The following is a 24,879-nucleotide window of genomic DNA, read 5'->3' as shown; positions in this document are numbered from 1 at the left end:
CGGGCCCCAAAGCCCCGCCTCGGTTTTTTTATGGGCGCGCGATCGGCACCGCTCAGCGCCGCTTGGCCGCCCAGTTCCACGCCGCGCCGGCCGCCATCAGCACGCAGGTGCCGAGGAACACGGCGCGCATGCCGATGTGTCCGCCCACGAAGCCGCCGAGCAGCGGCCCGGCGACCTGGCCGGTGTACTGCGCCGAGGTCGAATAGCCGAGCATGTTGCCGGCCACGCGTTCGGGCACGTTGTGGCGGATCACGCTCGCGATGCACGGCAGGAGCCCGCCGAGCGACAGTCCCATCAGGAAGCGCAGCACGACGAGCTGCCAGCCCGAGGTCACGAAGGCCTGCGGGATCAGCAGCAGCGCCGACACCGCGAGGCAGCCCACGATCACGTTCCAGTGGCCCACGCGGTCGGCCAGCTTGCCCAGCCGCGAGGCCGACAGGATGCTGCCGAGCGCGGCGGCCGACATCACAAAGCCGGCCATCATGGTCACGCGCGCCGGGTCCTCGACCAGCGTCGCCACGTAGACCGTGATGATCGGCTCGATCGACATGTTGGCGAGCATCAGCAGCATGCCGGTGAACAGCATCGCGATCAGCGGCCCCTTGTCGGGCACGGCGGCCCAGCCGGCGCCGGCATCGCCGCCCTTGGCCGCGGCGGTGCGCGGCTTTTTCTCCTCGCGGATCAGGAAGGCCGTGGCGAGGAAGGCCACGAAGATGATCGCGCCGGCCGCGAAGAAGGTGGCGCGGATGCCGATCAGCGGCGGCAGCGCGCCGCCGACCAGCGGTCCCACGAGGTTGCCGGCCATGATCGCCGAGGACATCGTGCCCAGCGCCCAGCCGGTGCGGTCCTTGGGCGTCTGCGTGGCGACCAGCACCATCGAGCCCGAGGCATAGCCGCCGAGCAGGCCCGCGAGCAGCCGCAGCCCGACCAGCTGCCAGACGTTGCCGGCCACGCCGATCAGCGCCATCGCCACCGCCATGCCGAGGCTGGCGCGGATCAGCATCGGCTTGCGCCCGTAGCGGTCGGCCAGCCAGCCCCACAGCGGCGCCACCAGCGCCGCGCTGAGAAAGGTCGCGCCATAGGCCGCGCCCGACCACTGCACGATCGCCGCATGGTCCTTCACGCCGAGCTGCTCCACGTACAGCGGCAGGAAGGGCAGCAGCAGCGTCATCGCCACGATGGTGGTGAAGGAGCCGAACATGCAGACGACCAGGTTGCGCCGCCAGTGGGTGGAATGCGTGAACGCGGCGGTGGAGGAGGGCTGTGCGTCGGTCGTCATGGGGTGGCGGAATTGTCCCGCCGCCCGCGCGCCCTGGCGCCTGCCGATTGGCGGCGGCAGCCATCGCGGCTGTGCACGGGTGGCGGCGCGGCCGCGCGGCTTTCGCTCTAATGGACGTCCGGCCACAGACACCCAGGAGAACACCGCATGAAACCCCAGCCCATCGAGTACGCGAACGCCCCGGACGAGGTCCGCGCCGTGTTCGACGACATCAAGGCCACGCGCAACGTGCCCGACGTCAACAACTTCTGGAAGTACCTCGCGAACGACCCCGCCACCTTGCGGCGCACCTGGTCCAGCCTCAAGGAGGTGATGGCGCCTGGCGCGCTCGACCCGGTGGTCAAGGAGATGGTCTACCTGGCCGTGAGCGTCAGCAACGGCTGCAACTACTGCATCGCGAGCCACCACGCGGGTGCCGAGAAGGCCGGCATGACGCCGGCGATGTTCGCCGAGCTGATGGCCGTGGTCGGCATGGCCAACGAGACCAACCGGCTGGTCAACGGCTACCGGGTGCCGGTCGACCCGGCCTTCGACAAGTAAAATGCCCGCCCCTGCACCGGGCGTCCCGGCCGGTGCGGGGATTTCTTTTTTCCGGGGCCATGTAGAGGAACACCATGTACAAAAACCTCGCGGGCCGCGCCTTGGTGGCGTGGTTGACCGCCTGTTTTCTGTTGTCCGCCCACTCCCGGGCCCACTCCCAGCCCCAACCCGCGCCGCCGCTGAAGATCGGCTTCGTCTACGTCACGCCGCTGACCGAGGCCGGCTGGGTGCGCCAGCACGACGAGGGCCGCAAGGCGGTGGAAGCGGCGCTCGGCGCCCGCGTCAGGACCACCTATGTCGAGAACGTGGCCGAGGGTGCCGATGCCGAGCGCGTGATCCGCGACCTCGCGCAGCAGGGCCACCGGCTGATCTTCACGCCGAGCTTCGGCTACATGGAGCCCACGCTCAAGGTGGCGCGCGACTTCCCCGAGGTGAAGTTCGAGTCGATCACCGGCTACAAGACCGCGCCCAACGTGGCGACCGCCAATGCGCGCTACTACGAGGGCCGCTACCTGGCCGGCGTGGCGGCCGGGCGCATGACGAAGAGCAACGTCGCGGGCTACGTAGCGGGCTTCCCGATCCCCGAGGTGCTGCAGGGCATCAACGCCTTCACGCTCGGCATGCGCTCGGTGAATCCGAAGGCCACCGTGCGCGTGGTCTGGCTCAACGAGTGGTTCGATCCGCCGAAGGAGCGCGACGCGGCCATGACCCTGTTCAACCAGTCGGTGGACGTGATCGCCTTCCACACCGGTTCGACCGCGGTGATGGCGGCGGCGCAGGAGCGCGGCAAGCTGGCGATCGCCTATCACTCCGACATGCGCAAGATCGCGCCCGACGCCCAGGTGGTCGCGGTCACGCACCAGTGGGGCGGCTACTACACGCAGCGCGCCCGCGCGGTGCTCGACGGCAGCTGGAAGAGCGCCAACCTCTGGGGCGGCGTGAAGGAGGGAATGATCCGGGTCGGCGATTTCGGCACCAAGGTACCCCAGGCCGTGCAGCAGGAGGTGCTGGCGCGCCAGCAGGACATCGCGGCCGGCCGGCTGCAGCCGTTCCGCGCCGTGGCGGCCGAGGTGCGCGACAACGAGGGCCGCACCGTGATCGCCAAGGGCAGCCAGCTGTCCGACGAGCAGATCCTGCGGATGAACTGGCTGGCCGAGGGCGTGCAGGGGCGGATCGCGCGCTGAGCGCCACGGCGATCGACGGCGCGGGGAACCGAATGCCGATTTCCGTGTCGAAGTGGTCTATGCCGGTTTTCGGGAAGGCTTCAGTGCTTTTCCGGTGCCAAAAAGGCAGATCTTTCGCCGACAATGGCGGGATCTGCCGGTAGTCGGTCCGCGAGGCCCGATACTCCGGCGTCGAGTTTCTGGAAGAACGTATAACAACAAAGGAAGCTTCGCCACGGGGCCGCAATGGCCTCACGTCTACAAGAAGCACGAAGGAGAGATGAGATGCGTCTCACCACCAAGGGCCGCTTTGCGGTCACCGCCATGATCGACCTGGCCCTGCACCAGACCACCGGTCCGGTCACGCTGGCTGCCATCAGCCTGCGGCAGAAGATTTCGATGTCCTATCTGGAGCAGATGTTCAGCAAGCTGCGCCGGCACGAACTGGTCGCCTCCACGCGCGGCCCGGGCGGCGGCTACTCGCTGGGCCGCAAGGCTGCCCGCATCACGGTGGCCGACATCGTGTTCGCGGTCGACGCCGCCGAAGCGGCGCCGTCCTCGGCCTCCGCGAGCGAGGAAGAAGGCGTGCGCTGCACCGCGCACGAGCTCTGGGCATCGCTCAACAGCCGCATGGTGGAGTTCCTCGACTCGGTCACGCTGCAGCACCTGATGGACGAGCAGCTCGCGCGCAACGCGACCCAGGCCAAGGCGCCGGCGGTGGTCCGCCACGCGACTTCGCGCCAGGCCGCGCCCAGCGTGGCCCGCCCGACGAACGTGCCGAACTCGGTGTTCGCGCTGGGCAAGATGCTCGCGAAGTCCTGAGCCTCCGAGGTCTCGAGCGTCTGAATTTCCCGCCGGGCCGCGACGGCCCGGCGTTGCCGTTTCCGGTCCTGCCCTCGGGATAACCCGCAGGTCGCGCGCCATATAGCGCTCATACGCGCATGGAAATTGCGGTGGCGCGAGGCTGCATTACGCTCGGCCTCCACGATGAAAAAAGCCTACCGCGCCTCCCTGCTGCGCTTCGACGCAGCCGGTCTCCCCCAGTTCGACGAAGACGGCCTGCTGGTCGTCGGCCCCGATGCCGCCGGCCGCCAGCGCGTGCTCGAGGCGGGCAGCCACGCCGCCGTGGCGCCGCGCCATCCCGAGGTCCACACCACGCACCTGCCAGGGCGCATCCTCGCGCCGGGCTTCGTGGACATGCACATCCATTTCCCGCAGACCGACATCATCGGTTCGCCCTCGCCGGGCCTGCTGCCCTGGCTCGAGAACTACACCTTCCCGGCCGAGAGCCGCTTCGTCGACCCGGCCCATTCGAAGGAAGTGGCCGGCTTCTTCCTCGACGAGCTGCTGCGCAACGGCGTCACCACCTCGCTGACCTTCGCGACCTCGCACGTGGCCTCGGTCGATGCCTTCTTCGAGGACGCCCGGCGCCGCGGCCTGCGCATGATCACCGGCAAGGTGCTGCAGGACCGCAATTCGCCCGACGGCGTGCGCGACCAGACCGAGCAGAGCCTGATCGATTCCGAGGCGCTGATCCGCAAGTGGCATGGCGTCGACCGGCTCGGCTACGCCATCACGCCGCGCTTCGCGCCCGCGAGCACCGACGCGCAGATGCGCGGCGCCGGCGAACTGGCCGCGAAGTACGCCGACACCTGGATCCAGTCGCACGTGGCCGAGAACCGCGACGAGGTGGCCTGGGTGCGCGAGCTGTACCCGCAGGCGCGTTCCTACCTCGACGTCTACGCCGGCTTCGGCCTGATGCGCGAGCGCGCCGTCTACGCGCACTGCATCTACCTCGACGACACCGACCGCGCGCTGCTGCGCGAGACGAAGACCGCCGCGGCCGTGAGCCCGACCAGCAACCTGTTCCTGGGCAGCGGCTTCTTCGACTTCGGCAAGGCCGACCACGTGGGCCACCCCTACGGCCTGGCCAGCGACGTCGGCGGCGGCACCAGCTTCAGCCCCTTCCACACCATGATTGCCGCCTACTACGTGGGCCGCGAGGGCCAGACCAAGGCCGGCCTCAGCATCGCGCCCTCGGAGCTCTGGTGGCGCCACACCGGCGGCGCGGCGCGCGCGCTGGGGCTCGATGGCGTGGTCGGCAACCTGCAGCCGGGCTGCGAGGCCGACTTCCTGGTGCTGAACCCCAAGGCCACGCCGCTGCTGGAACGCAAGACCGCGCGGGCGAACGGCCTCGAGGAGCTGCTGTTCGCGCTGATCGTGCTGGGCGACGACCGGCTGGTCGAGCGCACGGTGATCTCGCAGGCGGGGTAGGGCGGGGCAGGCGGGCCGCGCCGGCGGCCATGCCACAATTCGCGCCCGTTCCCCCCGCAGCAGCGACCGCATATGAGCATCAAGAGCGACAAATGGATCCGGCGCATGGCCGAGCAGCACGGCATGATCGAGCCTTTCGAGCCCGGCCAGGTGCGCGAGTCCGACGGCCACAAGATCATCAGCTACGGCACCTCGAGCTACGGCTACGACATCCGCTGCGCGCCCGAATTCAAGGTCTTCACCAACATCCACAGCACGGTGGTCGACCCGAAGAACTTCGACGAGAAGAGCTTCGTCGACATGCACGGCGACTACTGCATCATCCCGCCCAACAGCTTCGCGCTGGCGCGCACCGTCGAGTACTTCCGCATCCCGCGCAACGTGCTGACCATCTGCCTGGGCAAGAGCACCTATGCGCGCTGCGGCATCATCGTCAACGTCACGCCCTTCGAACCCGAATGGGAAGGCTACGTGACGCTGGAGTTCAGCAACACCACGCCGCTGCCGGCCAAGATCTACGCGGGCGAGGGCTGCGCCCAGGTGCTGTTCTTCGAGAGCGACGAGGTCTGCGAGACCAGCTACAAGGACCGCGGCGGCAAGTACCAGGGCCAGCGCGGCGTGACGCTGCCCAAGACCTGATCGCGTTGTCGCGCGCGTCTCCCTCGAGCGCGCGCGGCCTGCGCTGACGCCCGGTTACCCCGGCGCCTCCCGGGGCCGCTACCATCCGGCGATCACCGGCCAAAACCCCAGCAAGAGGCCGGCAAGGAGCATGCGATGAGATGGGAAGGCAACGAGCAATCCGACAACGTGGAAGACCGCCGCGGCGAGGGCGGTGGCGGTGGTGGCGGCGGCTTCATCGGCGGCCGCGGGATCGGCATCGGCACCATCGCCGTCGCGCTGATCGCGGGCTGGGTCTTCGGCATCAATCCGCTCACCGTGCTGAGCCTGCTCAGCGGTGGCGGCGGCCCGGCACCGGTGCAGCAGCAGCAACAGGGCCCGGCGCCCAAGCCGCCGGCCAACGACCGCGAGGCCGCCTTCGTCAGCACCGTGCTGCGCAACACCGAGGTGGTCTGGAGCGACATCTTCCAGAAGAACGGCGGCACCTACCATGCGCCGCGCCTCGTGCTGTTCCGCGGCGCCACGCCCACGGCCTGCGGCACCGGCGAATCGGCCATGGGGCCGTTCTACTGCCCGGGCGACAAGAAGGTCTACATCGACCTCGGCTTCTACGACACGCTCAAGAACCAGCTCGGCGCGCCGGGCGAGTTCGCGCAGGCCTACGTGATCGCGCACGAGGTCGGCCACCATGTGCAGGACGAGCTCGGCATCACGGCCAAGGTCGACGGCATGCGCCGCCGCCTGAGCCAGAGCCAGAACAACGCGATGAGCGTGCGCGTCGAGCTGCAGGCCGACTGCTTCGCGGGCATCTGGGCGTATCACTCGCAGGAGTCGAAGAAGTGGCTCGACCCGGGCGACATCGAGGCCGCGATGAATGCCGCGCAGAAGATCGGCGACGACGCCTTGCAGCGCTCCGCGGGGCGCGCGGTGGTGCCCGACAGCTTCACCCACGGCACCAGCGCGCAGCGCCAGCGCTGGTTCGGAACCGGCTACCAAACGGGCAGCGTGCAGGCCTGCGACACCTTCAACGCGCGCAACCTCTGACGGTTGCACACTATTGCCTGACAGCGTGGCGTCTTAGACCGCGCGCCAGTGCTCCATTGTTTGCTATTGAATAAATAGCAATGCCGCGAAAGCGGGCGTTGTCATCGCGCGGTCACTGCCGTTTTTTGCGGCAGTGCGACAATAGCGGGCTCAATGACAAGTTCCTTCTCCAACTTATCGCTGGCGGCTCCGCTGGCGCGTGCCGTGGCCGAAATGGGCTACGAGACCATGACGCCGATCCAGGAGCAGGCCATTCCGGTCGTGCTTTCGGGCCAGGACGTGATGGGCGCAGCGCAGACCGGCACCGGCAAGACCGCGGCGTTCTCGCTGCCCCTGCTGCAGCGCATGCTCAAGCACGAGAACGCCTCCACCTCGCCCGCGCGGCACCCGGTGCGGGCCCTCGTGCTGCTGCCCACGCGTGAACTCGCCGACCAGGTGGCGCAGCAGATCAAGCTCTATGCCAAGTACACCAACCTGCGCAGCACGGTGGTGTTCGGCGGCATCGACATGAAGCCTCAGACGCTGGAGTTGAAGAAGGGCGTCGAGGTGCTGGTGGCCACGCCGGGCCGGCTGCTCGATCACATCGAGGCCAAGAACGCGGTGCTCAACCAGGTCGAGTACGTGGTGCTCGACGAGGCCGACCGCATGCTCGACATCGGCTTCCTGCCCGACCTGCAGCGCATCCTCAGCTACCTGCCCAAGCAGCGCACCACGCTGCTGTTCTCGGCCACCTTCTCGCCCGAGATCAAGCGCCTGGCCGGCAGCTACCTGCAGAACCCGGTGACCATCGAGGTGGCGCGTCCCAACGAGACCGCCTCCACCGTCGAGCAGCACTTCTACAGCGTGTCCGACGACGACAAGCGCCGCGCGCTCAAGCAGATCGTGCGCCAGCGCGGCATCACCCAGGCCTTCGTGTTCGTCAACAGCAAGCTGGGCTGCGCGCGGCTCGCGCGCACGCTCGAGCGCGACGGCCTGCGCACCTCGGCGCTGCATGGCGACAAGAGCCAGGACGAACGCCTGAAGGCGCTCGCCGCCTTCAAGGCCGGCGAGGTCGACCTGCTGGTGTGCACCGACGTCGCGGCCCGCGGCCTCGACATCAAGGACGTGCCCGCGGTCTTCAACTTCGACATCCCGTTCAATGCCGAGGACTACGTGCACCGCATCGGCCGCACCGGCCGTGCCGGCGCCTCGGGCCTGGCCGTGAGCTTCGCGAGCGGCGGCAACGACGCGCGCCTGGTGGCCGACATCGAGAAGCTGATCAAGAAGAAGATCGAGCTCGAGCCGGTCGAGTTCGAGGAAGACCGCCCGCGCGGCCGCATCAACGACGGCCGCCGCCACTGGCGCGAAGAGGGCGAGGCCGGCGACGCGCGCGACGTGCTCGACCAGCCGCGCGAACGCGGCTACGGCAGCGATGCGCGGCGCGGCGGCGGACGCCCGCATCGCGCGCCCTCGGCGCCGCGCGATCCCTTCTTCGACCAGCCCTACGAGGCCGGCAACAGCAACAGCGAGGCCGCACCGGCCTGGGAAGCCGCGGCCAAGGCACCCGCGCGCACCGGCGTGTCGAGCAACATCAAGAGCAAGCGCAAGATCGCGGCGCTGTTCAAGACGCCCGAGCCGAGCTGATCGGTTCGCCGATCGCCCTGCAACGAGGCCGCGCATGTCGCGGCCTTTTTCATGCGCGCTCGTTCAGTGCGTGCGCCCGCCCGCGGGACGCCGCTCGCCGCGCGCGGCCGCGAGTTCTTCCACCGCCAGCCCCAGCGCGCGGATGCCGGCCGAGATCTGCGCCGCAGGGATCGACGACAGCCGCAGCCGGAAGAAGGGACACGGATAGGGCGGCTTCGCGAAGAACACGTCGCCGGCCTCGATCAGCACGCCATGGCTGCGCGCCATCAGCGACAGCTCGCCCGCGTCGACCCAGGCCGGCGCGCGCACCCACAGCGACGCGCCGCCCTGCGGCAGCCTGAACTCGAAATCGGGCAGGTGGTCGCGCAGCGCCTGTGCCGCGAGCGCGAGCCGTTCCTGCATCGCGTGGTTCACGCGCCGCGCATGCGACTCGTGGTGGCCCAGCGAGAGGAACAGCGCATAGGCATGCTGCAGGAAGGCGCTCGGATGCCGCACCATCGCATGGCGGATGGCGCGCAGCTCCTTGATCAGCGCGCGCGGCGCCACGATGAAGCCCAGCCGCAGCGCGGGCGACAGGCTCTTCGACACCGAGCCCACGTAGATCACGCGCCCGGTCTTGTCCAGGCTCTTGAGCGCCGGCATCGGCGTGCCCTCGTAGAGGTTCTCGGCCTCGTAGTCGTCCTCGATGATCACGAAGTCCTGCAGCTCGGCCTTGCGCAGCAGCCACTGGCGGCGCTCCAGGCTCAGCGTGGCGGTGGTCGGGCTCTGGTGCGAGGGCGTGACGAACAGGTAGTCGGCCGCGGGCAGCGCATCGACCACCAGGCCGTCTTCATCCACCGCCACCTCCACCCACTTGGGCTGGCGCAGCGAGAAGCTGTTGCGCGCATGCGGATGGCCGGGCTCCTCGAGGCCCACGCGCGTGTGGGTGTCGAACAGCGTGTCGGCCAGCAGGTAGTAGGCATGCTGCGCGCCGAGCGTGACGATGATCTCCTCCTTGAGCGCGAACACGCCGCGCTTGGGCAGCAGGCGCGTGCGGATCTGCTCGATCAGGTCGGGCACGTCGTCGGTCTCGAAGTCGGGCGTCCAGTGCTGCAGCTGCGAGCGCGCCAGGCTGCGCGCGCAGCACTCGCGGAAGTCCTCGGTCGGAAACAGCAGCGGGTCGTGCTGGCCGTAGACGAAGGGATAGGGATAGTCGCGCCAGCGCTCGGGCTTGGACAGCGTGGGCTGGTCCACCAGCGAGCGCAGCACGCGCGCCGACCAGTCGGGCGGCTGGCCCGACTGCCCGCTGCGTCCCACCAGCGGCTCGGCCGGCGCCGCCGCGGGCGGGCGCGCATTGCGCGCCACGAACACGCCGCTGCGCGGACGCGCCTCGAGAAAGCCTTCGTCGATCAGCTGCAGGTAGGCCGAGGTCACGGTGTTGCGGCTCAGGCCCAGCAGCACCGCGAGCTCGCGCGAGGAGGGCAGCGACGCGCCCGCGCTCAGGTGGTCCTCGAGGATGGCCTGCACCACCGCGGCGCGCAGCCGCGCCTGCAGCGGCAGCGCGGGCTGGTCGGGCAGCGCGAAGAGCTGTGCCCACTGGGTGGCTCGGGGATGGCTCGCCATGGTCGCCGCAGTTTAGGGCAGGCCCTTCGCCGGCGCGCATGTCCGTGCGCTCTGGCTCGGTCGAATCCCCGCATCTGGCCCTATCGCGCACCCCGCCCGCTGCCTACCCTCGGCTCCATTCATTCCCCAAAGACTTTCATCCGAGCGCCATGTCCTCTTCCTTCCCGCCCGTGACCACCGACACCCTTGCCGCCTTCAGCGCGGCCTGGAACCGCCACGACATCGATGCGCTGATGAGCTTCATGAGCGACGACTGCGTGTTCCAGACCGCCGCCGGCCCCGATGCCTGCGGCACCCGCCACACGGGCACCGAGGCCGTGCGCAAGGCCTTCGCGGCCGCCTGGCAGGCCGTGCCCGACGCGCAGTGGATCGACGGCGTGCATTTCGTGCACGGCGACTTCGGCACCTCGCAGTGGACCTTCACCGGCACCGCCGCCGACGGCAGCCGCATCGAGACCGACGGCATCGACGTCTTCACCTTCAAGGACGGGAAGATCCAGCTCAAGAACGTGTTCCGCAAGGCACGCCCGAACCTGCCCGCGGCGAAGTAGTCCGCGCCACGCCTTCTTCGGAGCGCCCATGACGATGACCGGCACCACCACGTCCTTCACCGCCCCCGAGGCCGTGCCCGCCACGCCCTCGCGGCCCTACGACCCGCGCTACGACCCGCTGCTCGCGCCCGACCCCGGCGCCGGCCGCGCCTATGCGCCCACCTGGTGGGTCGCGAGCGCGGGCACGCCGCCCGAGGACGACGGCCCGCTGGTGCAGGACATCGACGTCGACGTGGCGATCGTGGGCTCGGGCGCCACCGGCATGTCGACCGCGCTCTACCTCGCGCAGGAGCATGGCATTCGCGCCACCGTGCTCGAGGCCAACCAGGCCGCCTGGGGCTGCTCGAGCCGCAGCGGCGGCCAGGGCCAGAACGCCAGCGGCCGCCTCAAGCGCTCGCAGTGGATCGCGCGCTGGGGCCTCGATACCGCGAAGAAGCTCGACGCCGAGATCCGCGCGGGCTTCGAGAACTTCAAGGCGCTCACGCAGCAGATCGACTGCGATGCCTTCGACGGCGGCCATCTCTACCTCGCGCACCGCCGCGAGAAGCTGCCGGTGCTCGCCGCCGAGGCCGCGCTGATGCGCGACACCTTCGGCTATGCCACGCGCATGATGAGCGCCGAGGAAGTGCGCCGCGACTACTGCGACGAGCGCGAGACCGTGGGCGCGATGTTCGAGGCCGAGGGCGTGGGCATCCATCCGCTGAAGTTCACCTTCGGGCTGCTGCGGCGCGCGCGCGCGCTCGGCGTGAAGGTCCACACCTCGAGCCCGGTGCAGGGCTGGCAGACCATCGACGGCGTGCACCACCTGCGCACGCCCGGCGGCACGGTGCGCGCGCGCCGCGTGGCGGTGTGCACCGGCGGCTATACGGGCCAGGCGCTGAGCCCGCTGCTGAAGAACCGCGTGATGCCGATCCTCTCGAACTCGGTGGTCACGCGCGAGCTCACCGAGGCCGAGTTGAAGGCCACCAACTTCCGCTCCAAGACCTTCCTCACCGACACGCGCACGCTGCGCTTCTACTACCGGCTGCTCGAGGGCAACCGGCTGCAGATCGGCAGCCGCAGCTCGGTCAGCGGCGCCGATGCCGAGGCACCGGTGCACCTGAAGCTGCTCACCGACGCGATCGCGCGCAAGTTCCCGCCGCTCGCCAACATCCGCATCGACCACTCGTGGTGGGGCTGGGTCGACATGAGCCACGACATGATGCCGCGCATCACGCAGCCCGATGCATCGAAGAAGATCTGGTACGCGGTGGGCTATGGCGGCAACGGCGTCTCGTTCTCGACCTGGGCCGGCAAGCGCCTGGCCGAGCGCATCGCGGGCCGCGATGCGGGCCGCGAGGTGTTCGAGCTGCCGATCTACGACTCGCCGCTGCCCTTTCCCAACGTGATGGGCCTGGTCGAGTCGCAGGCCTTCGCGCCGTTCCGCCGCATGGGCCAGCGCATGCTCTACAAGTGGTACTGGCTCAAGGACGAGAAGTAACGCGCGAGGTAACGCGCGAGCCGCGGCGCGCTCCCGCATCCGGTGCGCCTTCCCGCAAACGGCGCATCGCACGCCGCACAACGGGGCAAACCCGCAGCGTCTGGCCCTGCGGATCGGTGCCACGTGGCTCTTCGTGGCACCTGCTCGGGGGCCTATCGTCGATCTCGTCGGCGCCGCACCGCGCGCCGCTTCTTCTTCGAGTAGCCATCCAGAGGTCCCGCATGCCGTTTCCGCTTTCCCGCTTCACGCGCCGTGTCACCCTGTTGTCGGCGGCCTCGCTGGCCGCGCTCGCGCTGTGCTCCCTGCCCGCCGCGGCGCAAGAACCCAAGCGTGGCGGCACGCTGGTGATCGGCAGCACGCAGACGCCGCGCCACCTCAACGGCGCCGTGCAGTCGGGCATCGCGACCGCATTGCCCTCGGCGCAGATCTTCGCGAGCCCGCTGCGCTTCGACGACAAGTGGAACCCGCAGCCCTACCTGGCCGAATCGTGGAAGCTCGCCGACGACGCGAAGTCGCTCACGCTCAACCTGCGCAAGAACGCCGTGTTCCACGACGGCAAGCCCATCACCTCGGCCGACGTCGCGTTCTCGATCATGGCCATCAAGGCCAACCATCCCTTCACCACCATGCTGGGCCCGGTCGAGAAGGTCGACACGCCCGATCCCTACACCGCGATCATCCGCATGAGCGCGCCGCATCCGGCGATCGTGCTCGCGATGTCGCCCGCGCTGTGCCCGATCCTGCCCAAGCACATCTACGGCGACGGCACCGACCTCAAGAACCATCCGCGCAACAGCACCGACGTGGTCGGTTCGGGCCCGTTCCGCGTCACCGAGTTCAAGCCCTCGCAGCGCATCGTGATGGAGCGCTTCGACAAGTTCTTCCTGCCCAACAAGCCGTATCTCGACAAGGTCATCGTGAGCATCACGCCCGACATGGCGAGCCTGGTGCTCGGCGTGGAGCGCGGCGACATCCAGATGCTGCCCTTCGCGACCCTGCCCACCGACCTCAAGCGCTTCGCCAACGATCCGCGCGTGTCGCTCACGCCCAAGGGCTACGACGGCATCGGCCCGCTCAACTGGCTGGCCTTCAACACCGCGAAGAAGCCGCTGTCCGACCTGCAGGTGCGCAAGGCCATCGCGCACTCGATCGACAAGAACTTCATCACCAAGGCGCTGATGGGCGGCTTCGCCACCGTGTCCGACGGCCCGCTGGTGGCCAGCAGCCCGTTCGCGGTCAACGACCTGGTGCGCTATCCGCTCGACCTCAAGAAGGCCGGCGAGATGCTCGATGCCGCGGGCTACAAGGCCGGCGCCAACGGCGAGCGCTTCAAGCTCACCATCGACTACCTGCCCGGCGGCGACGACCAGCAGAAGAACGTGGCCGAGTACGTGCGCGGCCAGCTCAAGAAGGTGGGCATCACGGTGGAGGTGCGCGCCTCGGCCGACTTCCCGGCCTGGGCCAAGCGCCTGGCCACGCACGACTTCGACATGTCGATGGATGCGGTCTTCAACTGGGGCGATCCGATCATCGGCGTGCACCGCACCTACCTGTCGACCAACATCAAGCCCATCGTCTGGACCAACACCCAGTCCTATGCGAACCCGAAGGTCGACGAGCTGCTCAACACCGCCGGCGGCCTGACCGACCCGACGCAGCGCAAGGCCTACTACGCCACCTTCCAGAAGATCGTGACCGACGAGCTGCCGATCGAGTTCATCAACCAGGTGCCCTACCACACGATCACCAGCAAGAAGGTCGGCAATGTGCCGACCACCATCTGGGGGCCGCTGTCGCCGCTCGACGAGGTCTACATCAAGTAAGGCGGGGCGCACATGGGCATGCTTCGCTACGCCGCCTCGCGCCTGCTGCAGGGCCTCGCCCTGGTGCTCGCGGTGGTGGTGCTGAACTTCGTGCTGGTGCACGCGGCACCGGGCGATCCGGTCGAGACCATCGCGGGCGCCAGCGGCGGCATGTCGGCCGAGCTCATGGCCGAGCTGCGTACGCAGTACGGCCTCGACCGGCCGCTGCCGGTGCAGCTCGGCGTCTACCTCGGCAAGGTGCTGCGCGGCGACCTCGGCTATTCGTACTTCTTCAACCTGCCGGTCACGCAGATGATCGCCGAGCGCGTACCCGCCACCTTGCTGCTGGTGCTGAGTTCGGTGCTGCTGGCCTTCGTGGTCGGCACGGCGCTCGGCGTGCTGTCCTCGCGCCGGCCCAACGGGCTGCTGTCGCAGTTCATTACCGTGCTGTCGCTGGTGGGCTTCGCGGCGCCGGTGTTCTGGATCGGCATCATGCTGGTGATCCTGCTGGCCTCGGTGTTCCCGATCCTGCCGGTGGCCGGCATGCGCTCCATCGACGCCACCGGCGGCGGCCTGGCCGACGTGCTCGACGTCGCGCACCACCTGGTGCTGCCCACGATCACGCTGAGCCTGGTCTACCTCGCGCAGTACAGCCGGCTCGCGCGTTCCTCGATGCTCGACGTGCTCGGCTCCGACTTCATCCGCACCGCGCGCGCCAAGGGCCTGGCCGAGCGCGTGGTGCTCTACAAGCATGCGCTGCGCAACGCGCTGCTGCCGGTGGTGACGGTGCTGGGGCTGCAGTTCGGCAACGTGCTCGCGGGCGCGATCCTGGTCGAGACCGTCTTCAACTGGCCGGGGCTCGGCCGCCTGGCCTTCGACTCGGTGCTGCGGCGCGACTACCCGACCATCCTCGGCGTGCTGCTGTTCTCCTCCATCGTGGTGGTGGTGATGAACCAGCTCACGGACCTCTGCTACCGCCTGATCGATCCGCGCATCAAGACCGCGTGACGCCTCCCCCGATGAATGCGACCTCCACGATGACCCTCGACCCAGACCCGGCGCCGGCCGCGAAGCCGGCGGCGCCCGCGCGCACGAGCGCCACCACCGGCCCGCGCGCCGAGCATCCCGGCATCGAGGCCGCGCGCATGTTCCTGCGCAACCCCGCGGCCATCGCCGGCATGGTGCTGCTCTTGATCGTGCTCGCGGTCGCGATCGCCGGCCCCTGGCTCTATCCGGCCGATCCCTTCGAGATCAAGGCCGCGCCGCTCACGCCGCCGTTCAGCGAGGAGGCCTGGCTCGGCAGCGACTACCTCGGGCGCGACGTGCTCACCGCGCTGATCTACGGCGGCCGCGCCACCCTGCTGGTGGGCGCGGTGGCGGCGTTGCTGTCGGTGCTGATCGGCATCACGCTCGGCGCCTTCGCCGGCTACTACGGCGGCAAGGTCGACGCGGTGCTGATGAAGATCACCGAGTTCTTCCAGGTGCTGCCCGCGCTGCTGTTCGCGATGGTGGTGGTGACGCTGTTCTCGCCCACGCTGGTGACGGTCACGCTGGCCATCGGCGTCGTGAGCTGGACCGGCACCGCGCGGCTCACGCGCGCCGAGTTCCTCAAGTACCGCGGGCTGGAGTTCGTGCGCGCCGAGCGCGCCATCGGCGCGCGCGACGCCCGCATCATCTGGAAGGTGATCCTGCCCAATGCGTTGCCGCCGCTGGTGGTGTCGGCCACGCTGGCGATCGGCGCGGCGATCCTGTTCGAGGCCGGGCTGTCCTTCCTCGGCCTGGGCGATCCCAACCAGATGAGCTGGGGCCTGATGATCGGCTCGAGCCGCCAGTACGTGCTGTCGTGCTGGTGGGCCGTGGCCTTTCCGGGCGCCGCGATCTTCGTCACCGTGCTCGCGGTCAGCCTGATCGGCGACGGCCTCAACGATGCCCTCAACCCCAAGCTGAGGGAGCGCTGAGATGAGCGAGGCACTGCTGCGCGTGCAGGACCTGCACGTCGAATTCCGGACCCGGCGCGGCCAGGCGCTGGTGCTCAACGGCGTGGACTTCGAGCTGCGCGCCGGCGAGACGCTGTGCGTGGTCGGCGAGTCGGGCTGCGGCAAGAGCATGACCGCGCTCGCGCTGCTGCGGCTCATTCCCTCGCCGCCCGGGCGCATCCGCGACGGCCGCGTGCTGTTCCAGGGCGAGGACCTGGTGCGCGCTACCGACGCGCGCATGCGCGAGGTGCGCGGCAACCGCATCTCGATGATCTTCCAGGAACCGATGACCTCGCTGAACCCGGTGTTCAGCGTGGGCGACCAGATCGGCGAATCGCTGCGGCTGCATGCGGGCCTCGATGCGCGGGCCGCGCGCGAACGCGCCATCGAGATGCTGCGCCAGGTCGGCATCCCGGCGCCCGAGCGGCGCGTGGACGAGTACCCGCACCAGCTCTCGGGCGGCATGCGCCAGCGCGTGATGATCGCGATGGCGCTGGCCTGCCGGCCCGACATCCTGATCGCCGACGAGCCCACCACCGCGCTCGACGTGACGGTGCAGGCGCAGATCTTCGACCTGCTGCGCGAACTGCAGCGCGAGAAGGGCACGGCGATCCTGCTGATCACGCACGACATGGGCGCGGTCGCCGAGATGGCCGACCGCGTGATGGTGATGTACGCGGGTCGCGTGATCGAGCAGGGCAGCGCCGACCAGGTGCTGTCCGCGCCCGGCCATCCCTACACGCGCGGCCTCATCGACTGCCTGCCCGAGCTCGGCAGCAGCGCGGCCTTCGACGACGACACCCGCGAGGACCTGGCCGAGATCCCCGGCGTCGTGCCTTCGATCTGGGAACTGGGCAGCGGCTGCGCCTTCCGCGAGCGCTGCCGCCATGCCATGCCGCGCTGCGCGCACGCGGTGCCGCCGATGTTCGCGCTGGCCGGTGACGGCGATGGCGGCAGCTCGCACGGCGCGGCCTGCTGGCTGCATGCCGAGGCGCTGGCGGAGGAGGCGGCATGAGCCTGATCGAACCGGCCGACACGCTGCTCGCGGTCGACGACCTGCAGGTGCACTTCCCGCGCGCCAGGGCGGGCTGGGGCCGCAAGCCCGAGGTGGTGAAGGCGGTGGACGGCGTGTCCTTCGAGATCCGCCGCGGCCGCACGCTCGCGGTGGTCGGCGAATCGGGCTCGGGCAAGACCACCACCGCGCTCGCCGTGATGCGGCTGTCGCCGCTGACGGGTGGGCGCATCCGGCTCGGCGACACCGACCTCGGCGCGCTCGAGGGCGAGGCGCTGCGCCGTTCGCGCACGCGCATGCAGATCATCTTCCAGGATCCGTTCTCCTCGCTCAACCCGCGCGAGCGCGCCGGTGCCGCGGTGCGCGCGCCGCTCGACCTGATGCAGGTGGGCACGCCCGAGCAGCGCACGCGCCGCGTGGCCGAGCTGTTCGAGGCCGTGGGCCTGCGGCCCGAGCAGCAGCAGCTGTTTCCGCACCAGTTCTCGGGCGGCCAGCGCCAGCGCATCAACATCGCGCGCGCGCTCGCCACCAACCCCGAGCTCGTGGTCTGCGACGAGCCGGTGTCGGCGCTCGACATCGCGATCCGCGCCCAGATCCTCAACCTGCTCGCGCGGCTGCAGCGCGAACTGGGCCTGACCTACCTGTTCATCTCGCACGACATGGCGGTGGTCGAGCACATCTGCGACGACATCGCCGTGATGTACCTGGGCCAGATCGTGGAGCGCGCGCCGCGGCGCGCCTTCTTCGCGCAGCCGCTGCATCCCTACAGCGTGGCGCTGATGTCGGCCGTGCCCACGGTGGGCGGCGGCCGGCGCCGCGCCGCGGGCCGCATCAAGCTCACGGGCGATCCACCGAGCCCGATCGATCCGCCGCACGGCTGCCGCTTCGCCGGCCGCTGCCCGGTGGCCGAGCCGGCCTGCGCGGCCGAGCCGCCGCCGCTGCGCGAGGTGGTGCCCGGCCACTGGGTGCGCTGCCGCCGCGTCGGGCTGGCCGACGGCCTGCCGCTGCCGCCCCTGCGCCTGCAGGCCGATTGAATCCGCGCGAACATCGCGTCGCGCCCCGTCCATCCTCCTTCCCGAATCCATGACCGCCACCACCGTCTACAGCGCCCGCAAGATCCTCACGATGAACCCGATGCAGCCCGAGGCCACCCATGTCGCGGTGCGCGACGGGCGCGTGCTCGCGGTCGGCTCGCTCGACGAGATGCGCGCCTGGGGCGACTTCGCGCTCGACGAGCGCTTCGCGTCCAAGGTGCTGATGCCGGGACTGGTCGAGGGCCACTGCCACCTCAAGGAAGGCAGCATGTGGGACTGGGCGTACCTCGGCTGGTTCGACCGGCGCGATCCGCAGGGCAAGGTCTGGAGCGGCCTGCGCTCGATGGAGGCCGTGGTCGCGCGGCTGGCCGAGATCGCCGCGCGCATGCAGGCCGAGGGCCGGCCCGAGTCCGAGCCGCTGGTGGCCTGGGGCTTCGATCCGATCTACTTCGGTGGCGAGCGCATGACGGTGGAACACGTCGACCGCGCGAGTGCCACGCGGCCGATCGTCATCGGCCATGCCAACGGCCACCTGATGAACGTCAACAGCGCGATGCTGCGCATCGCCGACATCACGCGCGACAACGAGGTCGAGGGCGTGGTCAAGTTCGCCGCCGGGCCGGCCGCGGGCGAGCCCACGGGCGAGCTGCAGGAGCCGGCCGCGATGTTCCTGGTGCTGCGCAGGATCGGCAATGCCGGCCTGCTGGCGCCGATGACCGAGGCCGGCGTGCGCTCCTTCGCGCGGCTGGCCTGCATGCAGGGCGTGACCACCGCCACCGACCTGGTCAACAAGCTCACCGAGGAGGACTGCGGCGTGCTCGAGCGCGCCACCGGCGCGGAGGATTTCGCGGTGCGCATCCTGCCCGCGTTCCAGGCTTTCCACGGCACGCATGGCGCGGCGCAGGGCGCGGAGCATGTACAGGCGCTGATGCCACGCAACACCGACCGGCTGCGCTACGGCCTCGTGAAGATGATGCTCGACGGCTCGATCCAGGGCTTCTCGGCGCGGCTGCGCTGGCCCGGCCATTTCAACGGCGCGCCCAACGGCATCTGGGTGACCGCGCCCGCGCAGTACGAGGCCGACTTCGAGACCTACCACCGCGCCGGCCTCACCATCCACACCCACACCAACGGCGACGAGGCCAGCGAGGTCGCGATCGACGCCATCGGCCGCGTGCTCGCGCGCGCCCCGCGCCCCGACCACCGCCACACGCTGCAGCACGGCCAGATGATCGACGCGCCGCTGTTCCGCCGCATGGCCGCGCTGGGCCTGTGCGCCAACCTGTTCGCCAACCACATCTGGTACTGGGGCGACCAGCACTACGAGATGACCATGGGCCCCGACCGTGCCAACCGGCTCGATGCCTGCGGCAGCGCGCTCGCCGCCGGCGTGCCGTTGGCGATCCACTCCGACGCGCCGGTCACGCCGCTCGGGCCGCTGTTCACCGCCTGGTGCGCGGTCAACCGCGTCACGCCCAAGGGCCGCGTGCTCGGCGCGGCCGAGCGCATCACGGTCGAGCAGGCACTGCGCGCCATCACGCTGGGCGCGGCCTGGACCCTCAAGCTCGACGGTGAGATCGGCAGCATCGAATGCGGCAAGCGTGCCGACTTCTGCGTGCTCGAGGAGGACCCGCTGGCCATCGACCCGATGCGGCTCAAGGACCTGCGCGTGTGGGGCACGGTGCTGTCGGGCCGCGTGTTCGAGGCATGAGGGCGCGATGACCGCGATGACGGCGCGGCGCCTGCCGCTCACGGTCGTCGGCGGCTTCCTCGGCGCCGGCAAGACCACGCTGCTCAACCGCTGGCTGGCCGAGGCCGAGGGCCTGCGCATGGCGGTGCTGGTCAACGACTTCGGCGCGCTCAACATCGATGCCGGCCTGATCGCCGCGCGCCATGGCGACACCGTCGCGCTCACCAACGGCTGCGTCTGCTGCCAGATCGGCGACGACCTCGGGCGCGCGCTGCAGGGCACGATCGACGCCGAGCCGCCGTTCGACGCCGTGGTGATCGAGGCCAGCGGCGTCTCCGACCCCTGGCGCATCGCGCAGATCGGCATGGCCGCGCCCGAGCTGAGCCTGCAGGCCGTGCTGGTGCTGGTCGATGCGAGCGCGGTCGCCGCGCAGTCGCGCGACCCGCTGCTGGCCGACACGCTGGCGCGGCAGGCGAAGTCGGCCGACCTCGTGGTGCTCAACAAGACCGACATCGCGGACGACGCGGCGCTGGCCGCCGCCACGGCCTGGCTCGACGCGACCGTGCCGGGCACGCCGCGGGTCGCGACCACGCAGTCCGAGCTGCCGCTCGCGCTGGCCTCGGGGTTGCATGGGCAGGCAAGGCCGCATGCGCATTGCGATGTGCCGGGCTGCGATCACGATCACGACCATGCGCACCATGCCGACCATGGCGCGCAGTTCGCGACCTGGAGCGCGCGGCCCGCGGCCGTGTTCGCGCCCGAGGCCTTGCGCGCCTGGATGCGTGCGATGCCGCCCGGCGTGCTGCGGCTCAAGGGCCTGCTGAACGTCGAGGCCGAGGGCGGCGGCGCGGCCTGGTCCGAAGTCCAGTACGCGGGCCGCCACGGCATGCTGCGGCGGGCCACCGCGCCGCTCGATGCCGAAGGTGCCGCGGTGGTCGCGATCGGCCTGCGCGGCCAGTTGCCGATGCAGGCGCTCGAGGCCTTCTTCGGGGCCACGGCAGCTTCAGCGAATCCTTAGCCGCGTCGCGTCGGTTCGTGTTGCAATGCGGGCTTTTCGCCCGACGCGCACCCGCGCCATTGCACACGCCATGAACCCGACCCTCGTGATCCGCCCGCCCACGCGCGACGACTACGCCGACTGGAAGCCGCTGTGGGACGGCTACAACGCCTTCTACGAGCGCGAGGGCCCGACGGCCTTGCCCGACGCGATCACGCAGGCCACCTGGCAGCGTTTCTTCGACGCCTACGAGCCCGTGCATGCGCTCGTGGCCGAGCATGAAGGCCGGCTGGTCGGCCTCACGCACTACCTGTTCCACCGCAGCACCACGCGCATCGAGCCGACCTGCTATCTGCAGGACCTGTTCACGCTGCCTTCGCTGCGCGGCCAGGGCGTGGGCCGCCGGCTGATCGAGGGCGTGTACGAACGCGCCGCGCAGGCCGGCGTGAAGCGCGTCTACTGGCAGACCCACGAGACCAACCTCGCGGGGCAGCGGCTCTACGACAAGGTCGCGGACCGCACGGGCTTCATCATCTTCGCGAAGAACGTTTGACGTTTCACTGTTCGTGGCTCCACCGGTCCCAGGCCCGCATCGCCTCGGCCCGGTAGGCATTGATCTGCGACGGAAAGTGCACGAAGCGGCTGTCGCGGGTCGCGTAGATCGGCGCCGGCGCGAGCGAGATCGCGTCGACCACGTGCTCGGCGTTCTCCAACCCGAACCGGCGCATGCCCGCGAGCACGCTGGCCTGGTCGCCACCGCCCGCGTAGACGTTCGACTTGTCGGGCACGGCCTCGATCGCCGCGCAGACATGGTCGACGAACTGCCGCATGCGCGGCCCGGGCCGAAAGCCCATCAGCCCCGAGTTCGCGGGCCAGGCGCTGTGGTCCATGCCGATCACGAAGTCGCGCGCGCCGAGCACCTCTTCCACGCCCAGGCGCTGGTTGATCGCGAGGATGTCGGCGTCGATCCAGAACAGCTGCTCGTGCTGCGCCAGATGCTCGCGCACCAGATGCATCTTGGCCCAGTTGGCCTGCACGCCCGCCGGCACGAAGGCCGGCAGCTCGCGGTAGAGGTGGTGGGCATAGCCATGGCGCTGGCAGTAGCGTGCGAGGTTGTCTTCGTGGATGCGGCCGTAGCCCGCCACCTTGGCGTCGTAGAACGAGACGAAGGCGATCGTCGCCTGCGGGTTCAGGTGCAGCTCGCCTCCCCGTGCCTCCTGCGCGGCTTGCTCCCATTGCGCCGGCAGGTCGAGCGGCCGTTCCTCCTCGAAGGCGCGCGCCTGCTCGAGCAGCACGCTGACGTAGCGGAAGTCGTAGCCATAGGTCGGCAGCCACACGCCATGCTGGCGTTCCCAGCGCGGCGCCGCATGCGCGACCAGCGGCACCACCTTCGGCAACTGGTCGATGGCGACGCGGCCGCCGCCGTCCCAGACGGCCTGGATGCTGCTGTAGAAGCCGTTGGCCAGGCGGTTCTCGAGCGGATGCACGGCAAAGGCCTCGCCCAGGTGTTCGCCGGCGGACTTGCCCAGCGTGTCCGGGTCGCCGGCCACGCTCACCGACAGATGGAACACCAGCAGCCGCAGCCGCTCGCGGACCTCGGCGGTGTTGCGCAGGATCATCCCGCTCGATGTGGGCAGGCTGGCGCCGGGCTCCTGCGACACGACCACGAAGTCATGGCCCTGTGCCACGTCCTCGAGCTTCTGCCGGCCGTAGACCACCGAGAACTCGTCGAGCACCAGCAGCAGCCCGCCATCGGCCAGCGCGAGCAAGGCGCCGTAGATCGCGTGGTACTTGTAGAGCTCGGCCTGCCGGTCGCCGAACACGTGCAGGCTGTCCCTGGCCTCGTGCGCGTAGCCCCAGCGCGCCGCATAGGCCGCGTGGTTCTCGAGCAGGCCGTCGATCGGCCGGTGGGCGAAGACGGAGAGGATCGTGGTGGGGGAGGGCATGCGGGGGCGGCGAGTGGGGCGTGCCCCATTGTCGTCCCCGTGCCTCGACGCGGATCGCTAGCGCGACGGAGGCTCGCAGGCCGCGGCCCGAACGCAGTCGCCGGTCGTGCAGGTCGCGGCCGGTGCCTCGTCGCTGCCCGCATCGACCGATGCCGCGAAGGCCGCCACCGCGACCGCCGCGAGCAGCATGCGCCAGGCCTGCAGCAGGCCCAGCGCGCCGTGCCGCGCGAGCAGCCCGCGCGCGAACTCAGGAACGCTGCGCATCGCAGGCCTCCCTGCCCATGGGCGCGTTGCGCGCGCGGTTGAGCAGGTGCAGCTGGTGCTGGCCGACCTCGCTGCCCTGGCGCGCCGCCTCGCGCGCCCAGTGGCGGGCCTCGCAGCGATCGGCGGGCACGCCGTTGCCGTACAGCAGCGGCCCGGCCAGCAGCACCACGCCGAGCATCTCCTGCGCCTCGCGATGGCCCGACGCGCCGGCCTCGCGCAGCAGCGACATCATCGAACGGTAGTCGCGCGCGGACTGGGCCTCGAGCGCGAGCTGGAAGCGCTGCTCGGGCGTGACCGCCACGGCCGTGTCGCGCGCCGAGGCGCCGCCGGCCGCGGCGAACGCGACCGCGAGGAGCATCGCGCGCAGGGCGCGGTGGTGGAATGGCGGGGAGAGGTGCATCGCGGGCTCCTTCGTGGCGTTCGGTGGCCACGATCTTCCCGCGCGCGTGCCGGCGCGTCGAACTGGAATTTCCGCAGCCGGCCTATGGCGCAGGCTGAGGGCCCTAGCCTAGAACTCGTTCTGGATGTTCTTGTAGCCCTGCACCAGCGCGTTGTTGGTGCGCACCACGTCTTCCGAGAACTCGCTCGCATCCACCGAGACGGTCGGTCGTCCGTCCAGGGCGGTCTCGGGCCCGATGCGCTCGGTGGAGCGCACGTAGAAGTTCGGCGGCAGCTCGCAGCCGTCGACCACCGCGTTGTAGCGCACCACGCTGCCGTCGCCGACGACGCAGTTGAACAGCACGCTGTTGAAGCCGATGAACACGCCGCGGCCCACCCGGCACGGGCCGTGGACGATGGCGCGGTGCGCGATCGAGGTGCGCTCGCCGATCGTGACCGGCGCGCCCGACTTGGAATGGATCACCACGCCGTCCTGGATGTTCGAGTGCGCGCCGATGACGATCGGATCGATGTGGCCGTTCGCGTCGGTCTCGTCGGCGCGGATCACGGCATAGGGACCGATGAACACGTTCTCCTCCACCACGACCAGGCCGCAGAGGATCGCGGTCGGGTCGACGAAGGCGCTCGGGTGGATCTGCGGCAGGTCGCCGCGCGGGTTCTTGCGGATCATGGGGAGTCTCGTCGCTGGTCGATGAACTGGGGTCGACCCGATAATGCCACAGGGATGCGTTAGTGGCGGCCGGCGCTCAGGGCGCCTCACCCGCCTTCGCGTTCGCCATGGCCTGCGCCTTCAGCGCCCGCGCCGCGGTGCGCTTGCCGCGCGCGCGGATGTTCAGCGCCTCGACCGCGAGCGAGAAGGCCATCGCCGCGTAGATGTAGCCCTTGGGCACGTGCTTGTCGAAGGCCTCGGCCGTGAGCACCATGCCCACCATCACGAGGAAGGCCAGCGCCAGCACCTTGACCGAGGGGTGCTTGTCGACGAAGTCGCCGATCGGCTTGGCGGCCACCAGCATCACGCCGACCGAGGCGATCACCGCGGCCATCATCACGGCGATCTGGTCGACCATGCCGACGGCGGTGATGACCGAGTCGAGCGAGAACACGATGTCGATGATGCCGATCTGGCCGATCACGCTCCAGAACGCGGCCTTGCGCGCGCCGCCGTCCTCGTCGGCATCGGGGCCGTGCGCCTCGCCGGCCTCGACCTCGAGGAAGATCTCGTGCGAGGCCTTGTAGAGCAGGAACAGGCCGCCCAGCAGCAGCACGATGTCGCGCCCGCTTATGCCCTGGCCGAAGACGTGGAACAGGTCGGCCGTGAGGCCCATCACCCAGCTCAGCGAGAGCAGGAGCAGCAGCCGCGAGATCATCGCGAAGCCCAGCCCGAGCCGGCGCGCCTTGTCGCGCTGCTCGGGCGGCAGCCGGCCGACCAGGATCGAGATGAAGATGATGTTGTCGATGCCCAGGACGATCTCGAGGGCGGTCAGCATCGCGAAGGCGATCCAGACATTCGGGTCCAGGAGGAATTCCACGGTGTGCTCCCGGCAATGCGGTCAGGGCGCATGCCGCTCGCCAGTGTGCAGCAGCG

At 70.0% G+C, this 24,879-nt stretch carries 24 protein-coding genes; 17 read left to right on the top strand and 7 right to left on the bottom strand.

The genetic code is table 11. From position 1 onward, the window contains the following. Window positions 1-52 precede the first annotated feature (52 nt). Window positions 53-1,279 carry an MFS transporter gene (locus AC07PU_RS22600; RefSeq protein ID WP_495320697.1) on the bottom strand — a complete coding sequence of 409 codons (1,227 nt, stop codon included), beginning with the start codon at window positions 1,277-1,279 and terminating at the stop codon, window positions 53-55. 147 nt (window positions 1,280-1,426) lie between these two features. On the opposite strand from AC07PU_RS22600, the gene AC07PU_RS22595 reads away from it, so the two are divergent. From AC07PU_RS22595 to AC07PU_RS22565, 7 genes are all read left to right on the top strand, one after another. Beyond that, window positions 1,427-1,819 carry a carboxymuconolactone decarboxylase family protein gene (locus AC07PU_RS22595; protein ID WP_057591963.1) on the top strand — a complete coding sequence of 131 codons (393 nt, stop codon included), beginning with the start codon at window positions 1,427-1,429 and terminating at the stop codon, window positions 1,817-1,819. Between the two features lie 74 nt (window positions 1,820-1,893). Then, the gene (locus tag AC07PU_RS22590; RefSeq protein ID WP_495320695.1) at window positions 1,894-3,003 is read left to right on the top strand and encodes a BMP family ABC transporter substrate-binding protein; all 1,110 of its coding nucleotides are present in this window, start codon (window positions 1,894-1,896) and stop codon (window positions 3,001-3,003) included. Window positions 3,004-3,267: 264 nt separating this feature from the next. Beyond that, window positions 3,268-3,804: an Rrf2 family transcriptional regulator gene (locus tag AC07PU_RS22585; RefSeq protein WP_208509684.1), complete on the top strand. Its 537-nt coding sequence runs from the start codon at window positions 3,268-3,270 to the stop codon at window positions 3,802-3,804. A gap of 165 nt (window positions 3,805-3,969) precedes the next feature. Next, window positions 3,970-5,256 (top strand): guanine deaminase, encoded by a 1,287-nt coding sequence (gene guaD / locus AC07PU_RS22580; protein WP_495320693.1) that lies wholly within the window; start codon window positions 3,970-3,972, stop codon window positions 5,254-5,256. 72 nt (window positions 5,257-5,328) lie between these two features. Then, window positions 5,329-5,895 (top strand): dCTP deaminase, encoded by a 567-nt coding sequence (gene dcd, locus AC07PU_RS22575; protein WP_057591958.1) that lies wholly within the window; start codon window positions 5,329-5,331, stop codon window positions 5,893-5,895. A 135-nt stretch (window positions 5,896-6,030) separates the two neighbouring features. Beyond that, window positions 6,031-6,918 (top strand): KPN_02809 family neutral zinc metallopeptidase, encoded by an 888-nt coding sequence (gene ypfJ, locus AC07PU_RS22570; RefSeq protein ID WP_495320690.1) that lies wholly within the window; start codon window positions 6,031-6,033, stop codon window positions 6,916-6,918. A gap of 153 nt (window positions 6,919-7,071) precedes the next feature. Continuing rightward, a complete protein-coding gene (locus tag AC07PU_RS22565) occupies window positions 7,072-8,541 on the top strand; it encodes a DEAD/DEAH box helicase (RefSeq protein ID WP_495320688.1) in 1,470 nt (489 codons plus the stop codon). A gap of 63 nt (window positions 8,542-8,604) precedes the next feature. Here AC07PU_RS22565 and pdxR read toward each other — a convergent pair whose 3' ends face one another. Continuing rightward, window positions 8,605-10,143, bottom strand: a complete 1,539-nt coding sequence (gene pdxR, locus AC07PU_RS22560; RefSeq protein WP_296783256.1) for a MocR-like pyridoxine biosynthesis transcription factor PdxR — start codon at window positions 10,141-10,143, stop codon at window positions 8,605-8,607. 149 nt (window positions 10,144-10,292) lie between these two features. On the opposite strand from pdxR, the gene AC07PU_RS22555 reads away from it, so the two are divergent. The 10 genes from AC07PU_RS22555 (at window position 10,293) to AC07PU_RS22510 (ending at window position 21,238) form a co-directional block, all read left to right on the top strand. Beyond that, window positions 10,293-10,694, top strand: coding sequence for a nuclear transport factor 2 family protein (locus AC07PU_RS22555; protein WP_057591954.1), 402 nt, complete (start codon window positions 10,293-10,295; stop codon window positions 10,692-10,694). 34 nt (window positions 10,695-10,728) lie between these two features. Then, complete coding sequence (locus tag AC07PU_RS22550; RefSeq protein ID WP_495321123.1) at window positions 10,729-12,174, top strand: NAD(P)/FAD-dependent oxidoreductase; 1,446 nt, start codon at window positions 10,729-10,731, stop codon at window positions 12,172-12,174. 221 nt (window positions 12,175-12,395) lie between these two features. After that, window positions 12,396-13,997 carry an ABC transporter substrate-binding protein gene (locus AC07PU_RS22545; RefSeq protein ID WP_495320685.1) on the top strand — a complete coding sequence of 534 codons (1,602 nt, stop codon included), beginning with the start codon at window positions 12,396-12,398 and terminating at the stop codon, window positions 13,995-13,997. Between the two features lie 12 nt (window positions 13,998-14,009). Next, window positions 14,010-14,984: an ABC transporter permease gene (locus tag AC07PU_RS22540; protein ID WP_208512633.1), complete on the top strand. Its 975-nt coding sequence runs from the start codon at window positions 14,010-14,012 to the stop codon at window positions 14,982-14,984. A 29-nt stretch (window positions 14,985-15,013) separates the two neighbouring features. Continuing rightward, a complete protein-coding gene (locus tag AC07PU_RS22535) occupies window positions 15,014-15,934 on the top strand; it encodes an ABC transporter permease (RefSeq protein ID WP_495320682.1) in 921 nt (306 codons plus the stop codon). A gap of 1 nt (window position 15,935) precedes the next feature. After that, window positions 15,936-16,967, top strand: a complete 1,032-nt coding sequence (locus AC07PU_RS22530; RefSeq protein ID WP_495320680.1) for an ABC transporter ATP-binding protein — start codon at window positions 15,936-15,938, stop codon at window positions 16,965-16,967. After that, window positions 16,964-17,998, top strand: a complete 1,035-nt coding sequence (locus AC07PU_RS22525; RefSeq protein ID WP_296783267.1) for an ABC transporter ATP-binding protein — start codon at window positions 16,964-16,966, stop codon at window positions 17,996-17,998. The genes AC07PU_RS22530 and AC07PU_RS22525 overlap by 4 nt, the downstream gene beginning before the upstream one ends. A gap of 49 nt (window positions 17,999-18,047) precedes the next feature. Then, window positions 18,048-19,709: an amidohydrolase gene (locus AC07PU_RS22520; RefSeq protein WP_261210830.1), complete on the top strand. Its 1,662-nt coding sequence runs from the start codon at window positions 18,048-18,050 to the stop codon at window positions 19,707-19,709. Window positions 19,710-19,725: 16 nt separating this feature from the next. Continuing rightward, window positions 19,726-20,706 carry a CobW family GTP-binding protein gene (locus tag AC07PU_RS22515; protein ID WP_495321121.1) on the top strand — a complete coding sequence of 327 codons (981 nt, stop codon included), beginning with the start codon at window positions 19,726-19,728 and terminating at the stop codon, window positions 20,704-20,706. Between the two features lie 70 nt (window positions 20,707-20,776). Continuing rightward, on the top strand, window positions 20,777-21,238 hold the full coding sequence (locus AC07PU_RS22510) for a GNAT family N-acetyltransferase (RefSeq protein WP_296783273.1): 462 nt from the start codon (window positions 20,777-20,779) through the stop codon (window positions 21,236-21,238). Window positions 21,239-21,242: 4 nt separating this feature from the next. On the opposite strand, the gene AC07PU_RS22505 is transcribed toward AC07PU_RS22510, so the two are convergent. The 5 genes from AC07PU_RS22505 to AC07PU_RS22485 form a co-directional block, all read right to left on the bottom strand. Continuing rightward, complete coding sequence (locus AC07PU_RS22505; protein ID WP_495320676.1) at window positions 21,243-22,631, bottom strand: glycosyltransferase family protein; 1,389 nt, start codon at window positions 22,629-22,631, stop codon at window positions 21,243-21,245. Window positions 22,632-22,688: 57 nt separating this feature from the next. Then, the gene (locus AC07PU_RS22500) at window positions 22,689-22,895 is read right to left on the bottom strand and encodes a hypothetical protein (protein ID WP_398501090.1); all 207 of its coding nucleotides are present in this window, start codon (window positions 22,893-22,895) and stop codon (window positions 22,689-22,691) included. Next, the gene (locus AC07PU_RS22495; RefSeq protein WP_495320674.1) at window positions 22,879-23,295 is read right to left on the bottom strand and encodes a sel1 repeat family protein; all 417 of its coding nucleotides are present in this window, start codon (window positions 23,293-23,295) and stop codon (window positions 22,879-22,881) included. Before AC07PU_RS22495 ends, AC07PU_RS22500 begins: the two co-directional genes overlap by 17 nt. Before the next feature lie 108 nt (window positions 23,296-23,403). Beyond that, window positions 23,404-23,964, bottom strand: a complete 561-nt coding sequence (locus AC07PU_RS22490) for a gamma carbonic anhydrase family protein (protein WP_431510027.1) — start codon at window positions 23,962-23,964, stop codon at window positions 23,404-23,406. A gap of 76 nt (window positions 23,965-24,040) precedes the next feature. Next, window positions 24,041-24,781, bottom strand: coding sequence for a TerC family protein (locus AC07PU_RS22485; RefSeq protein WP_495321119.1), 741 nt, complete (start codon window positions 24,779-24,781; stop codon window positions 24,041-24,043). Window positions 24,782-24,879 lie beyond the last annotated feature (98 nt).

This window comes from Variovorax sp. GW821-FHT10D07 (genome assembly GCF_059415325.1).
Note: the sequence above shows the minus strand (reverse complement) of the source record. Positions and strands in the feature narration are given on the sequence as shown.